Source organism: Amycolatopsis sp. NPDC049253 (assembly GCF_040678995.1).
Lineage (GTDB): Bacteria > Actinomycetota > Actinomycetes > Mycobacteriales > Pseudonocardiaceae > Amycolatopsis.
This window is the reverse complement of sequence record NZ_JBFAQX010000030.1, coordinates 81,144-96,284: the sequence shown is the minus strand read 5'-3', so window position 1 is coordinate 96,284 and position 15,141 is coordinate 81,144. Positions and strand designations below refer to the sequence as shown.

Sequence of the window (15,141 nt, the reverse complement as noted above, 5' to 3'; positions counted from 1 at the left end):
CACAAGACGGTGGCGCACCCGCGAGGAGCTGAGGCTAGCGATCGTGTCCTGGATCGAGACGAAGTACCACCGCAAACGCCGCCAACGCGCCCTGGCCAAGCTCACCCCGGTCGAGTTTGAGACCATCTACAACACCGCAGCAGCGGCCTGAGAAACAGTCAGCTCCGGTGTCAACCGAAGTCTGGGCAGACCCGACGATCTTGCACGTTAACCACACGTCTGCAGCTACCAACTTGACCCAGCAGGTGCATCACCCGCCGCTGCCGATCACGATCGCGTCGAGCGCGGGGTCCGAGTCGGTGATTGTGGCCATGAGCTGGGCGGCTTGGGGTCGTTGTGGCCACGGGGTGCGGCGTGAGGTGCCGGCATCGAAGTAGTCCGCGATGATCTGGCCGTGGCCGGCGATGAGGTGGTCGGCCATGTCGCGTTGTCAGCCGTGGGAGGACACGCGGTCTGCCGGCAGTCATCCACTGCGCAAGCACGTCCATCGTCGCTGTTGAGGATGGCGCGGGCCCTCGGCAACAGTGATCACCGCGCGCTCCTCGCGCGGCTGGCAACCCAGGCGCAACGCGAAGTAATCCGCGCCCGCCACCGCGTGCTGGCCGCCATGCACAACCAAGCCACCCAACAAGGCCGCCACCTCGGCGGACGACCACCCTACGGCTACCAACTCGTCGACGCCGGACCGCACCCCAACCCCGCCGACGCCCGCTGGGGCCGACGACTCCAACGCCTCGCACCCAACCCACACACCGCAACCCACGTGACCTGGACGTTCCAACAACGCCTCGCCGGCCACAGCATCGCCAGCATCGCCCGCAACCTCAACGAACGAGGCATCCCCTGCCCCTCCAGCACCGACCCCGACCGCAACCGCCACCGAACCCGCGGCACCTGGACACGGCGCACCGTCGCCGTCATCCTCGCCAACCCGCGCTACACCGGCCGGCAAACCTGGAACCGCCGCGCCAACGGAACAGGCAACCCGAGATCAACGCCGGCGCTGTCGACGAGGGCTGCGCATCCAGCCCTCGTCACCGAACTGGACTTCGTCACCACACAACAGATCCGTGCACCGCGACCTACCAACGACGGCCTTCTGTAGAGGTTCGCACTCGCCGGCCTGATCCGCTGCGGCATCTGCAACCGACGACTGGACTCGCACTGGAACCACGGACGCCCACCTACCGCAGCCGTCGCTGCCGCACCGAAAGCACGAACCAAGACCGGCCGAAAACGCTCTACGTCCGCGAAGACCATCTCATCGACCAGATCAGCATCCGGCTCAAAGACCAGACCACCAACAGCCACAACGAAGCCAGCCGTCACCGGACACGACGCAACCACATCGCGGCAGCACTACGCGCCTCGGGGAGCTTCGTCGTCTGCGACAGCACCGGCTGCCGTCTGGAATGGATCAACTCTACCTGAGCCACACCCCAGGTACAACCACCAAGGTCACGTTCGCGATCCGTGGGATAATACTGTGTCCGAGCGACTTGCACGCTATCCACGCGCCTATCACTCGGGTCGCGGATGGAACGCTTCTAAGGCAACCCGGCCGGTTCCAAACGGCCGGCACGGGTCGAACGGGTGTGATTACCAACGACTAGCGTCGAATGACTCTGTACAAGACACGAACATCAACAGTATTCAAGCTACTCAATCGGAAGGGGCACGATGTCAATTAAATAACTAATTATAGTCTTTAAATCTTTGATAGATGCGGAAGGAAGCTCTTTAAATTGGGCTCGTTTAAGGTGAATTACTCGACGTTTCGCAAGATTCCGTGTCGACCAATTCGGATCGGATCGATTTTCTTTATTGAATTGTACAGCCACGGCGTCACACACCAAATACCCCTGCGAAACTTCCAGCCGCGCATAAATGAATATTAATGAACTGTCGTTAACAAATGATTCAAATGAAATTGTGGGCTCGCTTGTTGATCTCCCTTGTTCAACTTCAACAGTTTTTAACCATCCATAAATTGATGGATCGATTACTCGAATATCAGAACCGATCCCAGTGACCACTTTCGAAGTTAGTGGATCTCGCCACATCGAGCCCAAGGCTCTCCAGAAAGGACCTAATCCTTGCATTTATGCGTTCCCTCTTGCGCAGGTAATACCTCCTCAAATTATACCATCATCAAAACCCCGGTTCCTTCACCCCTAATGAGCGCGACATTACCCACCAAAACTCCAGATTGGCACCTCTTCGTCGAGGCCGATGCTGCCGGCCTCTCCGCGCCTAATAAGTTCGGCCAATCGATTATTGCCATCAATGATAGTCATATTACCATTCTTTAGCCGGTTCACCTTGATCATATCCTCCGGGTTACTCGGATCGCGAGATTGCCGAAGGAGCGTTTCGTTGTCCATCAAAGGAACCCCACTTCCCGGCCTAGGGAGTTCCTTTTCGGAGAAGTTTATTCTTCCAGACTTTGCCAAATCGCTCAGCTGACCGACCGACATACTCTCCGCGCTAAGAACTCGAGCAGTCGACGCAGCGGCAGCCCGCCCCACAGCTTCAGAGCGAGCAGGAAGGCCCGCTTCCACATCGGGAACCCTGCCTCCAAATAGGAACGGAATCGAGATGATCAGCATTTGACCGAACTCAGAAATTCGCGAGTCGTGTACGCATTCCTGATAGTGATCAATGCAGAATGTCGCTGCAATAACTTTTGCGCCTTCGACGTCGTTCTCATGGGTGATCAGGTAGCCCCGCGCCTTTTCGCAAGCAGTGCGCCCAAAACAAATACCCTCTTGATCAGATATGTCGTTTCTCCACCAGTTTCCCCCAGACTGCTGCATAACGGACTCAAACCAGGACATAAGGTCGGCACGCTCGGAAGTCTTAGGTGTGCGCGCCTTCACCCAAGATGCCTTACGTTGCTTCTCCGCGGCGGCAGCGTTGTTGGCCGCGACGCGCCGGTCATCGAGGTGATATGCATCAGCGGGGGCAGCACCATAAGCCCAATCCCGACACAACTTTACTCCATGAAAATCATCCGACGGGGACTCACCTTTCGCGATCTCCCTGCGACAGTTTCTACGAGGGCAGCGCCAAGAGTTCGTCGATCAATCGCAGCAAATCATCGACCAGTAGCCCCTTCTTGATCGAGTGGAATCTGACCAAGAGGAAGTCTTCCTTCGACTTCCAGTATCCGCGAAGATGCTGCGAGATACACCCAAAGAAGATTCGACCCGACTCCGCGAATTCATTTCACCAGAGCAACTGACGCGCATTGGATGTACGCACTCACCCGGCGCCCCGATTCTCGATGTCGCCGGCGATTGATCACGTTTCCGCACTGCGCGTGGTTGCTGCGTCACGACCTGAGCGGCTTGGACGAGCTCGACCAACCGGCGCAACCAGATGCCTCACACGCGAAGCTGGCGCGGCCCCCGTGCTCCTTCCCCTTGGCCAGCACCGAATCCCGCCCGTCGCGACGTCAACCTTCCGCTGTGCTATTCAGCCGTCGGATCGACGGCGAAAGGACCGCGGTCGAAGCTGCCTAGCGGCCCCGCCCCGCTGACTGACTCCCATCGCGGCAGACGGTGCGCAATGCACCCGCCCCACTGACGAGCAACTTCACCAAGGCGCCTGCGCGCCCTTCTCACTCAAGCGTCCACTCGCCTAACAGGATTGGTCGAATTCCATCTTTCATCATCGAGAACATAGAATTGCGATCTTCTCCATATTGATAGACCGATGAATCGACCCCTGCATAAAATCTTCCATCACTTCCCGAGTATACGGTCAAATGGAAGCTATCCACTCCAATCGGGCACAGAACGGTGCCAGCCACCCCTTCGCATCGGCGAGCCACGTCCGCATCACGGGTGGTACACACGGCAGACGGATCGAAACGCGTCCAACTTGTGATCCACTCCCGCACGATAAAGAGGGCTGGGGGGTGGTCGATCTTGAGACCGAAGTATTCACTCAGAAAGTTCTTCGCCTCCTCGTGACAGGCGAAGCCGACACTCTCCAGACCTACCACGATAGCGTCCGCCTCACGGCGCGCCCCACCCGCCTCCCAGCCAAACGAGCTAAGAAATTCCTCCAGCTCTGCTTCGTGCATCCTTCTCACCTCGATAGGTCCGTCACTCCACGCCGAACAAGAACACTCTGACAGGATAGACAAGCGGGTTCCGGGTCGCCCGTGGCAACGCGAACGGTCAGAAATTCGATGTCACTTAACCGCAGCGAGCGTCCGACTTGATCCTCGAAATCGGCTCCATGTTCGGCGATCAGAGCATTGCAGGCCCGGATCTCGGCACAGTTATCAGCTCCGCGGCCGGTGACCTGCCCACCATCGGCGAGAGCGGAATCAATCTCGGGCTCGAAATAGGCCGGGCGGGACGAATGGCCAGAGTGACCGGTTGAAACCATATCGGTACCCTTGAACCGGGCTGCTGCGCTCATCGTGGCGTCCGCGGGTGCCGACTGCGCTGCCGCTCTAGCCTCAGGCCCACAGTTGTGGACGAGGACGCCCGTCGTGCCGGCAAGGACGTAGTAGGTGTGGACCTCGTCGACGGTGAGGTTGTAGGTGATGATCGCCGCGGCGTAGAGGCGGGTGGCGGCGACGGTGACGTGGCCGTTGTCCGGGGTGTCGACTTCGTCGCCGACGCGGAGGTTGTCGGCCTCGCGCCAGGTGTGGAGGGTGACATCCCAGAACAGGTGCTGGGCGGTGCTGGTGATGGTCGCCGGCCCGTCCGGCGTGCTGAAGGTCAGATCGTCGAAGGACTTGTCCGTGGTGGTGACGTGCACCGCCGTGACCACGTGCTGCTCAGCGTTGTGGCTGTCGGGTTCGGCGTTGGTGATCGTGTCGCCGATGTGGACCTGGTCGATCGGCTTGCTCGAGCCATCAGCCATCAGGACGGCCGTGGCACCAGCGAAGCTGTTACACCCAGACGAAGCCTTGGCCCGGCTGCCAGGCGGCCGCCTGCCAGCCGGGTCGTACTCCCGGGCGCCCAAGTTCTCCAGCTGTGTGGTCGGGTCGGGCGTGCCGCCGACGTAGCCCTTGTCGCCGGGCCAAGTGCTCGGCGCAGACCCCCGTTCCTGGCCGAAAGGCAGGTACTGGCGACGCGTCGTCGCGAGGCTGGAGGAGTTCACTGCGAGCTGATCGGTCCCCTGCCGATCAGGCACCAGGTACTGCACAGCACCCGACACGGTCACCGCACGCATGCTCGGCTGGGCTGAAACTCGGCCCTACAGTCCGCGACCTCGACGGCCTGCGCGTCTGCGACCTGCCGATCAACCCCGCGGTCCGCTACGACGCCGCGACGCCGGGAACGGCGATTTTCCGACCGGAGGTAGTCCTCATCGGTGAGCGGGTTCACCTCTCCTGCCCCGCGCTGCGGGTGCGAGCCCAGATCGTCGAGGTAGTCAGGAGCATCGTGCTCGCCCGGGCCCTGCTCGACACCACACCACCGTTGACCGCGCTCATGCTCCACCGCGACCTCAACGGGCTGAGCGGCGAAGTGGAGGTCCTAGTGCCCCAGCACGCGCTACGCGTCATCGAGCCCGGAACACCTTCGACGAAGAGCGCCCGCCGATCTTCTCCAGCCGCGTCAGCAGCGACCGGCTCGCTCAGAGTCATCGACGAGGGCGATCCGGTTAACGAGCGTGCCGCCGGCTTGCAGTAGCGCCTGCGCGCATTCGAGTGGCTCGGGCATGAGGCTGTACCAGCTCCAGGTGCCGCGGCGTTCACGGGTGACGATGACGGCGGAGACGAGGAGGCGCAGATGGTGGCTCAGCGTGGGCTGGGGCATGTCGAACTCTTCGGCGAAGTCACAGAAGCAGGCTTCGCCGCCGGGTGAGTAACGGATGAGGGACACCAGCCGGATCCGCAGGGGATCGGCGAGGGCCTTGAAGAGCTTGGCCGCGGGTGACGGATCCGCTCACGCCCACCCACGGCACCCAAGGTTCAACACAGCTCGGGATCACGTTGTACGTCATCTACGGCGTGGCAAGCGACGGTCGTGTCGTTCCCAGCCGGAAGCTGGTCCGACCGCATCGGGCCACTGGTGATCACCGTGGGCGGAGCCGGCGCGTTTCTGTTGGCGTATCGGGTGTTCGCGGTGCCGGGGCCGACGCTCGTCGTGCTGACCCTGGCATTCGCGCTGGCCGGAATCGGGATCGGGTGCGCCGAAACCGCCGAGCACGCCGCCGTGGCCGCGCTCGCGCCGGAGGAACTCCGAGGATCCGCGTTCGGAATGCTGGCCACGGTCCAAGCCCTCGACAGGAGGACCTGGCCGTATTCGACGTCAATGCTGTTGTCGACCGCGGTCAGAAAGCCTTTCTATTACCTTCCCATTTCAAAATTATCGACGGTCGAGCATCCAACCGCAGCTCACCGTTAGGCATGAAAGCGACCACTATAGCATCCATTTCCGTTCCTACCTGCGGAAATTCATTTTCCAGCAAGCGCATCGGCCCATCGGAGATAAGTGCCGCATCAATAAACGCCGGGTAGCTAACTGGTCGAGAAATAATCTCGACATCCACACCAAATCGATCCCTGTGCCCAGTCAGAAGAACGCGCACACGATCCCCACGGTGCAGACCGGTTCGTTCTTGCAGTTCATGGTCGCCTTCTACCACTCATACCCTCCGTAATAGTTGACCCATCTCTGTGAGACTATCAGATCATTGAAACGTGGTATCTCCGCGACCGGAATCTGCCACTAGAACCCGTCACCACCATCATACGGACGCTTATAACCGGGATTGCTGAACTCCTCGGTGAATGCCGGGTCCATTTCGTATTCAAAGTAGCCCTCTTCGTAGCCGGGTTGCCCAGCGTAGTGACCGGTTACCACGGACTTGTCTCCAAGATACGCGCTCTTGTCGCCGGTCTGGTGCAGGGCAGGGTTCAGCCCATGGGACTCTGCGTTCTTATTCCCCTTGTTTGGGGTGCGATATACCTTCTCTCCGCAGTTGTGGACGAGGACGCCCGTCGTGCCGGCAAGGACGTAGTAGGTGTGGACCTCGTCGACGGTGAGGTTGTAGGTGATGATCGCCGCGGCGTAGAGGCGGGTGGCGGCGACGGTGACGTGGCCGTTGTCCGGGGTGTCGACTTCGTCGCCGACGCGGAGGTTGTCGGCCTCGCGCCAGGTGTGGAGGGTGACATCCCAGAACAGGTGCTGGGCGGTGCTGGTGATGGTCGCCGGCCCGTCCGGCGTGCTGAAGGTCAGATCGTCGAAGGACTTGTCCGTGGTGGTGACGTGCACCGCCGTGACCACGTGCTGCTCAGCGTTGTGGCTGTCGGGTTCGGCGTTGGTGATCGTGTCGCCGATGTGGACCTGGTCGATCGGCTTGCTCGAGCCATCAGCCATCAGGACGGCCGTGGCACCAGCGAAGCTGTTACACCCAGACGAAGCCTTGGCCGGAGGCTCCGCCGGCGCGTCCTCCACTGGAGTGGGCTTCAGGGCCGGCGGTGGCGGCGGATCCGCCGGCGTAGGCGCCGAACCAGCTTCGCCAACCGCCTCTCCGGAAGCTGCATTAACCCCGGCCTCACCGCCGACTGCCTCGCCGGTGCCATCGCCGAGTGCCTCGCCGGCAACGCCGGCGCCAGCCGTCGCGCTGCCGACACCAGCGACGATACCCGGTACCTCGGTAAGCGCACCCGCAGCACCGCCGGCGACGGCCCCTCCAGCACCGAACAAGGATCCTTCCGTTGCGCCGGCTGCGATCGCGCCAAGGCAGAGGCCGTCAGTGGCCAATACACAGGCAACCCCACCGATGACGGCGGCGACGCCTCCGGCGACGATCAGCCAGTGCGGCAGGTGGAATGAGTGGTCTACCGGCGCCGAGGCCGCTTGGTGTGACGGTGGGAACTCGCCTGCAGCCTTTCCGCCGCTGGTGTTCTCGCTCCGGTGGCCGGATGCGGTGTGCGCTGGCGGCGAAGGAGGCGGTGGCACCCATCCCGGCACAAAGCTGCCCGCGATTGCCGGTTCCCAGAGGGACAACCCACTCGGGTCGCTGCCGGTGACGGGGTCGTTGCCCGCGTAGTCGTACCCGCCCATCTGGTTCGGGTCGGTCTGCTCGAACACCGGGTCGACGGACAGGAACCGGCCGTTCGCCGGGTCGTACTCGCGGGCACCCAGGTTCTCCAGCTGTGTGGTCGGGTCGGGCGTACCCCCGACGTAGCCGTTGTCTCCGGGCCAGGTACTCGGCGCGGTTCCTCGTTCTTGCCCGAAGGGCAGGTACTGACGACGGGTCGTCGCGAGGGTCGCCGGGTTGATCGCGAGCTGATCGGTCCCCTGCCGGTCGGGCACCAGGTACTGCACCGCGCCCGACGAGCTGCGGACCGCGACTGTCGTCCCGCCGAGGGAGTAGTAGCGCGTGGCCGTCGTGGTTTCGGAGACGGGGTCGAGCACCAGTTGCATGTCCCCCAGGAAGAAGGTGGTCTGGCTGGGGTCGCGGCGCACGATCAGGTTGCCGCCGCCGTCGTAGACGTAGGAGGTGGTGCCGGCGGCAGTGACGTCGGTGCTGGGCTTGTCCTGGTCGTTCCAGGTCAGTGTTTGGTTGCCGGTGGAGCCGCCGGTGATCGAGGTCGTGTTGCCGGCCGTGTCGTAGGTGTAGGAGGCGGTGTTCGCGGTGGCGTTCGGCCCGGTCGCGGTCGTACCGGTCAGGGTGTGCGGCTGGTCGGTCGCCGAGCCCTGCGCCGGGTAGTCGTAGGTGGTCATGGTGTCCCCGGCGGTGTTGCCGGAGGTGTTGTGGTCGGTTTGGGTCCGGCGGCTTCCGGCGGCGTCGTAGGTCCACGACTGCCAGTAGGGCGTCGGTCCGCCGACGCTCGCCGAGTTGCCCGGCGCGGGCGTCGAAGCGCAGTTGTCGGTCGCGGTCCAGGCCTGGGAGAGGCGGTCGGCGGAGTCGTAGCCGTAGCACTCGGTGTCGACCGTGGCGCCGCCGTTCTGGCGGTCAGTGGACGAGACGACCAGGCCGGCGCCCTTGGACACGCCGGGCCCGCTGTAGGTGTAGCTCGTGTCGTCGACGACCACGCTGTTGTTGGACGTGGTGGTCTGGATGTCGGTCAGCGCGTGGGTCTGCGGGTCGTAGGTGTTGGTCGCCCAGACGTTGCCGCCGGTAGCCGGCAGGGTGTACTGGAGAGGTTCGCCGAACTCCGAGTACCCGACCGCTTGCACGTAGGTGGTCACGTTGCTCGCGAGCGAGGTGGGTTCGCCGAAGGCGTCATAGCCGACCGACACGCTCTCCGACGGCAGCCCGTCCAGCGCAGGCTCGCTGTGGCCGGTGAAGTATCCGGTGAGGCTGTAACCGAACGACACGGTGTAGCCGGCCGCGGGGATGAGGCTGGTGCCCTCGCCGGTCAGCGTGGTGGTGACCGCTTCCGCCTGCGCTTGCGCGTTGTATGCCCGGATCGTCTGGGTGTACACGTCGCCACCCGAGTGCGACGTCTGCGACGTCGGGTAACCCTTCTTGAGACTGTCGTAAGTCCACCCCGCGATCTCGTTGCCGCTCGAGGGCGCGGCGTTCCCCGTGGTGTCGTAGTCGAACGTCTTGCGACCGTCGGCGTCGTAGGCGTGGGTAGTCTGCTTGGCCCGCGCGTCGGTCGTCGTGATCAGCTGCCCGGCGTGGTCGTAGGTGCTCGTTGTCGTGCCGGTGTCGGGATCCTGGGCCGAGGTCTGGTTGCCGAGCAGGTCGTACTGGTACGACCACGTATTGCCGGCCGCGTCCTTGACGGTCTGCTGCTTGCCGTTCGGGTAGTACGTGTAGTGGGTGGCAGAATAGTCGCCCGGCGGGTCGGTGGGGTCCGCCGGCGCGCCCGCGTTGTAGCGGTAGAGGTCGGTCGTGTTTCCCCTGGCGTCGGCCAGCGTGGTGGTCGCCGGAGACCCGGCCGGCGGGATCGTGGTCCTGACCGGCGGCATCGGCTCAGGTACCAGCTGGAACAACCAGCCCAGCCCCGGGCCGGTCATCGGCTCGGCGACGCTTCGTCCGGCCGCCGGCAACAACTGCGTGAACAACTCGGCTGTGCCCTTCGGCTTCAACGTCAGCAGCCAGATCGCCACCGCGGCGGCCAATCACTCCAGTCAGTTCACGGTGTCGCTGACGGGGAACGAGACGCGGGGCAGCCTCGAGTTCAGCCGGTTCTCCGACAACCCGTCGCTGCAGATCTTCTACAACCTCGTCCCCAACACACCCGGCCCGCTCACCGCCGCGGCCGGATCGGACAACCTCGGCTGCACCACCGCCGCGCCGTACCCGTACCTGGGCAAGACCATCGCCACGAACACCCCCGTGCTGAAGGCAACGGTGACCGACCCGAACGCCGATCACCTGCAGGCGACGTTCAAGTACTGGGTCGACGGCACGGCCACGACTCACACCGGCACCAGCGCGGACAACATCGCCTCCGGTACCACGGCGAACTACTCGCTGCCGGCGTCGTTCACGTCCTCCCTCACGAACGGCCAGGTGGTCGACTGGCAGGCACAATCGACCGACGGCCAGGACTCGAGCGCCTGGTCGCCGATCTGCCACTTCATTGCCGAACCCACCGCCCCCTCCGAGCCGTCGATCAGCTCGGCCGACGGCGCCTTCCCCGACGACCTCACCGTCGGCAAGCCAGCGAACTCGCCGGGCCAGTTCACCGAGGCATCCACCGGCGGCACCGTCTCGAAACTCGTCCGAGCGCTCGACCAGGCACCCCCGACCACCAACCCGCCCGCGGCTGATGTCACACCGTTCACCGGCGGTGGAGCGATCTCACCGGCCGGACGCTGGACACTCGCCGACGGCACCGGCACCACGGCCAAGGACTCGGCCGGCAGCGACGCGATGACCCTGTCCGGCGGCGCATCGTGGGTCGCTGACCCCAGCCGGGGCAACGTGCTCACCTTCGACGGGTCGACCGGTGGCGCTACTACGACCGGCCCCGTGGTCAAGAGCGACGGCAGCTTCACCATGGCCGCCTGGGTCGACCTGACGAGCAACGTCGGCTACCAGACCTTCCTCACACAGGAAGGCTCCGCGGTCGGCGGCTTCTACCTCGAGTACGAATCCGACGTGAACCAATGGGCCTTCGCCCGGTTCGCCACCGACTCGCCCGCGACCGGCATCCGCGCCCGCGCCTCCGTCACCCCCGCGCTCAACACCTGGACCCATCTCGCCGGTACGTTCGACGCCGCGACCGGCACGATGACGATCTACGTCAACGGAGTCGCCGCCGGCACCGCCGTCGACAGCACGCCCTGGAACGCCACCGGGCCACTCACCATCGGCCACGGCTTCTACAACTCCGCGGCGAACAACTACCTCCACGGCTCGATCAGCGACGTGCAGCTGTACCAAGCGGCGTTGGGCGCCCAGGAACTCAACCAGGTCGTCAGGCAAGGCGGCGTCGTTCAGCCGGCGGGACACTGGCGGATGCTCGACGGCAGCGGCGGCACCGTCACGGACGCCACTTCAGGCGCCCACGCCGCGACTCTTGCCGGGGGCTACACCTGGACCTCGACGCCCACGCCTGCAGTGAAGTTCAACGGCACGACAGGCTATGCGGCCACCACGCAGTCCGTTGTGGACACTTCACACAGCTTCACCGCGTCAGTGTGGGTCAACCCTGCGACGTTGTCCGGTGGCTTCCAAACGTTCCTCACCCAGCAGGGCACGAGTTCAGGTGGCTTCTACCTCGAGTACGAATCCGACGTCAACAAGTGGGCCTTTGCTCGCTTCTCCGCTGACCAGTCGGCTGTCGTCATCAGAGCCCTGGGCAATGTCACACCTGCGGCCGGGGTCTGGACACACCTCGTCGGTGCCTATGACGCGACCAGCGGCGCGATGACCTTGTACGTCAACGGAACCGCGGCAGGCACTGCCACGGACACCACGCCGTGGAACGCAACCGGACCGTTCGTGATCGGCCGCGGATTCGTCAACGGCGCTGCCAACAACTACAGCAACGGCTCGATTACCGACGTCCAGGTATATCCGAGCGCTCTGAGCGCGTCCGAGATCAAGCAAATGTACGCCTCGTCCACCGGTGCGATCACCCCGCTCTCCCCCGGCCCGCACACGCTCTACAGCTACGCCGCGGACCCGGCAGGTGATGTGTCGGGATACCAGTCCTACCGGTTCGTCGCCGCCGGAAACCCCGCCACGACCTGCACCTCGCTGGCCGCGTGCTACAACAACACCGGCATCAGCTCCGACACCAACCGGGCCGCAGGCAACCTCGACGGCTCCGGCAACAGCGTCTCAGCCACCGACCTGACCAACGCAGGCTGGAGCTCCGGCGGCCATGTGACCGCTGACGGCGCGACCTTCGCGCTGCCCCAGTTCGGGTCGGGCCAGGCCGACAACCTGCTCGCCGCCAACCAAACCATCACCGCCACCGACCCAGCGCTCTCCGCGTACAACCAGAACACACCAACCACCGGCAACAGTGCGCTGACCTTCCTCACCACCGCCACCTCGGCCATGACCGCAAGCCCCGGCGCCATCAACGGCGACAACACCGCCCCCTACGTCCCCGCAGGCATCGCCGTGGCCGGCACGTACTGCTTCGACTCCACCAACCCCGCAGCCTTCTGCGCACCACGCGGCACCATCACCTACAGCGACGGCACCAGCCAGACCTACTACCTCACCGTGCCGGACTGGGCATCCGGGCCTGAGGCGATCGACACCGTCACCCTGCCCCACGAAAACCAGGCCGGCAGCCAGATCGCCAAGAACGTCAAGCTCTACTCGTTCTCGGTACCGCTCGCCGCGGGCAAGGCCATCGCCTCGGTGACGATGCCGGACGTCAGCAACAACCTGCTCCCGACGACCCCCGGCCTGCACGTCTTCTCCATGGCAACCCGCAACACAACCATCGCCGGCGCCCCGCAAGGTAAGACGTGGACCGGTGCGTGGGCCAACGCCACCGAGGGTCAGTACAACTTCGAAGGCGGCACCAACTACGCCAACCAGACCTTCCGGGTCGCGGTCAAACCGTCCATCGCCGGCAACACCGTCCGCATCAAGCTCGATGACGCACTCGGCACCAGCCCGCTGAAAATCGGACCCGTCACGATCGTGGTGACCCCAGGAAGCAGCACACCCTCGGCGACCCCCTCCGGCCCCTTCAGCCACGTGACGTTCGGCGGAACCAGCCCCACCGCGGCGGCACCGCTCACGATCCCCGAAGGCGGAATGCTCTACAGCGACCCACTTCCGTTGACCGTCGATCCCAGCCAGTACCTGCTCGTCTCGTTCCAGCTCGTGAACTCCGTCCCCTACCTGGTGCAGCACTTCTGGACCAACACGGCCTACGAATACGTCTCAAGCGTCGGCTCCGGTGACCACACAGCCGACACCAGCGGCACCGCCTTCACCGGCACCGGAACCCACCAGGGCTGGTTCACCGACGTCCTGATCGGAGTCGACGTCGCCACCACCGGCACCCCGACCCAAGCCGTCCTCGGCGACGGGCTCATCGACGCCTGGCAACCCAACACCCACCCCGACGGCACCATTGGCTTCCCCGACGACCTCACCACCGCCGAACCCACCACCCCCAGCGGCTACGGCACCATCGCCGAAGGCATCGAAGCCAACCAGCTCATGACCGACAACCCCCAGACCTACAAGAGCGGAGCCGTCGGCGGCCCCGCCGCCCTCTCCCGCATCGACCGCGACATCCTCGACCAGCCGGGCATCAACACCGTCGTCGTCTACGAAGGACTCGAAGACGTCCTCAGCGGACGCAACGCCGACGACCTCACCTCCAACGGCTACACCCAGCTGATCGACTACTTCAAGGCGTACAACATCAACGTGATCGTCGCCGGCCTCACACCGTGCGCCGGATACACCGGCGACGGCGCGACACCGAACAACCCCTGCACCACCACGGTCGACCAGCAACGCACGACCACCAACACCTGGCTCTCCAGCGGCCCCGACCTGCTGAGCCAGTGGACCACGCCCTCGTTGTTCTACCTCGACTCCGACGCAGCCGTCGGCGTCCCGGACACCACCACCGGCGAGACCAAGCTCAACAGCAACGCCGACGTCGGCGACCACGTCAACCTCTCCAACGCCGGCTACGCAGCCCTGGCCACCGCCTACCTCGGCCCCCAGGACACCTGGACCCTCGACGACGGCGACACCACCGCCGCCGACAGCGGCGACAACGCCACCAACCCCTACCTGATCACCAACCCGGCCGCAGGCGCCAACCCCGCAACAGTCACCGCCGGCACCAGCTACACATCAGATGCCACCCGCGGATCCGTCCTCACCACCGACGGCACCACCGGATACGCCGCAACAAGCGGCCCCGTCCTCGCCACCAACGGCAGCTACTCCATCTCCGCCTGGGCAAAACTCGACTCCACCACCCAACTCGCAGCCATCGCGGCACAAGACGGCGACCAGAACTCCGCCTTCCTCCTCGGCTACGACCCCGCCACCGGCACCTGGTGCTACACCCTCTCCGACAGCGACACCGCCAACGCTCCCGGCACCGAAGCCCGCTCCACCGGCCCAGCCGCCACGGGCGTCTGGACCCACCTGGTCGGCACCTACAACGCCACCACCCACACCATGTCCCTCTACGTCAACGGAACACTCGCCCAAACCGTCACCGGCGTCACCGGGTGGAACGCCACCGGACCGTTCACCATCGGCCGAGGCAAATACACCGGGACCAGCACCTTCTACTTCCCCGGCAGCATCAGCCACCTGCAAGCGTGGAACTACACCCTCACGCCCACCCAGGTAACGGCACTCGCCCAGCAAATCAACTGAGCCGACTCGACCAGGACGTCGCATCACGCCCAAGATCCGATGCGACGTCCTGGTGCCGCGACAGACGAGCGCCCCGTCTGGCCCGCCAACTCAGCTACCGTGTTCTGGAGCAGTTCCGGAGCAACGGTGCGTGATCAACGGCGATCGAAGGCATCGAACTAAATCCAACTGCCGTCAACCCCAGGCGACGACCAGCAGGTTCTCAATAAACCCAGGTCAGAGGGCCCGTCTGGACCTTTCTAGCAGTGAGGGAGTCGAGACTGTGAGACGCATTACCACGAGCGTTGATGACTAGAGCGTTATACGGCTTAGCCTCGCGACACCTCGACTGCGCTGTTCGGGCGAACGTTCCCTAGCTCACGTCATGGGGCCCGAATA

9 protein-coding genes and 1 pseudogene are annotated in these 15,141 nt (G+C 64.2%); 4 read left to right on the top strand and 6 right to left on the bottom strand.

Features of this window, described 5'->3' with window-relative positions:
• A partial coding sequence (locus tag AB0K15_RS39765) for an IS3 family transposase (protein ID WP_364063118.1) occupies positions 1-151 on the top strand: 151 nt, incomplete at its 5' end.
• A 99-nt stretch (positions 152-250) separates the two neighbouring features.
• Here AB0K15_RS39765 and AB0K15_RS39760 read toward each other — a convergent pair.
• Positions 251-421, bottom strand: coding sequence for a hypothetical protein (locus tag AB0K15_RS39760; RefSeq protein ID WP_364063103.1), 171 nt, complete (start codon positions 419-421; stop codon positions 251-253).
• Positions 422-502: 81 nt separating this feature from the next.
• Between AB0K15_RS39760 and AB0K15_RS39755 the strand changes: the two genes are divergently transcribed.
• Positions 503-1,105: a recombinase family protein gene (locus AB0K15_RS39755; RefSeq protein WP_364063100.1), complete on the top strand. Its 603-nt coding sequence runs from the start codon at positions 503-505 to the stop codon at positions 1,103-1,105.
• 1,084 nt (positions 1,106-2,189) lie between these two features.
• Here the strand turns inward: AB0K15_RS39755 and AB0K15_RS39750 are convergent.
• The 4 genes and pseudogenes from AB0K15_RS39750 to AB0K15_RS39735 form a co-directional block, all read right to left on the bottom strand.
• On the bottom strand, positions 2,190-2,879 hold the full coding sequence (locus AB0K15_RS39750; protein WP_364063097.1) for a hypothetical protein: 690 nt from the start codon (positions 2,877-2,879) through the stop codon (positions 2,190-2,192).
• A 743-nt stretch (positions 2,880-3,622) separates the two neighbouring features.
• Positions 3,623-4,090, bottom strand: a complete 468-nt coding sequence (locus tag AB0K15_RS39745; RefSeq protein ID WP_364063094.1) for an SUKH-3 domain-containing protein — start codon at positions 4,088-4,090, stop codon at positions 3,623-3,625.
• A gap of 5 nt (positions 4,091-4,095) precedes the next feature.
• Complete coding sequence (locus AB0K15_RS39740; RefSeq protein WP_364063091.1) at positions 4,096-5,187, bottom strand: polymorphic toxin-type HINT domain-containing protein; 1,092 nt, start codon at positions 5,185-5,187, stop codon at positions 4,096-4,098.
• 395 nt (positions 5,188-5,582) lie between these two features.
• Positions 5,583-5,885: pseudogene (locus AB0K15_RS39735) on the bottom strand (metalloregulator ArsR/SmtB family transcription factor); the annotation flags it as partial.
• Between the two features lie 21 nt (positions 5,886-5,906).
• Here AB0K15_RS39735 and AB0K15_RS39730 point away from each other — a divergent pair.
• Entirely contained in the window at positions 5,907-6,374 is a 468-nt protein-coding gene (locus tag AB0K15_RS39730) for an MFS transporter (RefSeq protein WP_364063115.1), read from the top strand.
• 324 nt (positions 6,375-6,698) lie between these two features.
• On the opposite strand, the gene AB0K15_RS39725 is transcribed toward AB0K15_RS39730, so the two are convergent.
• Positions 6,699-9,899, bottom strand: coding sequence for an RHS repeat-associated core domain-containing protein (locus AB0K15_RS39725; RefSeq protein WP_364063088.1), 3,201 nt, complete (start codon positions 9,897-9,899; stop codon positions 6,699-6,701).
• On the opposite strand from AB0K15_RS39725, the gene AB0K15_RS39720 reads away from it, so the two are divergent.
• Positions 9,823-14,763, top strand: coding sequence for a LamG-like jellyroll fold domain-containing protein (locus AB0K15_RS39720; protein WP_364063085.1), 4,941 nt, complete (start codon positions 9,823-9,825; stop codon positions 14,761-14,763). The genes AB0K15_RS39725 and AB0K15_RS39720 overlap by 77 nt on opposite strands.
• The last annotated feature ends 378 nt before the right edge of the window (positions 14,764-15,141 follow it).

Coding starts and splice junctions, on each gene's coding strand:
- AB0K15_RS39760 (WP_364063103.1), bottom strand. CDS start 421: ATGGCCGACCACCTCATCGCCGGCCACGGCCAGATCATCGCGGACTAC.
- AB0K15_RS39755 (WP_364063100.1), top strand. CDS start 503: ATGGCGCGGGCCCTCGGCAACAGTGATCACCGCGCGCTCCTCGCGCGG.
- AB0K15_RS39745 (WP_364063094.1), bottom strand. CDS start 4,090: ATGCACGAAGCAGAGCTGGAGGAATTTCTTAGCTCGTTTGGCTGGGAG.
- AB0K15_RS39725 (WP_364063088.1), bottom strand. CDS start 9,899: ATGCCGCCGGTCAGGACCACGATCCCGCCGGCCGGGTCTCCGGCGACC.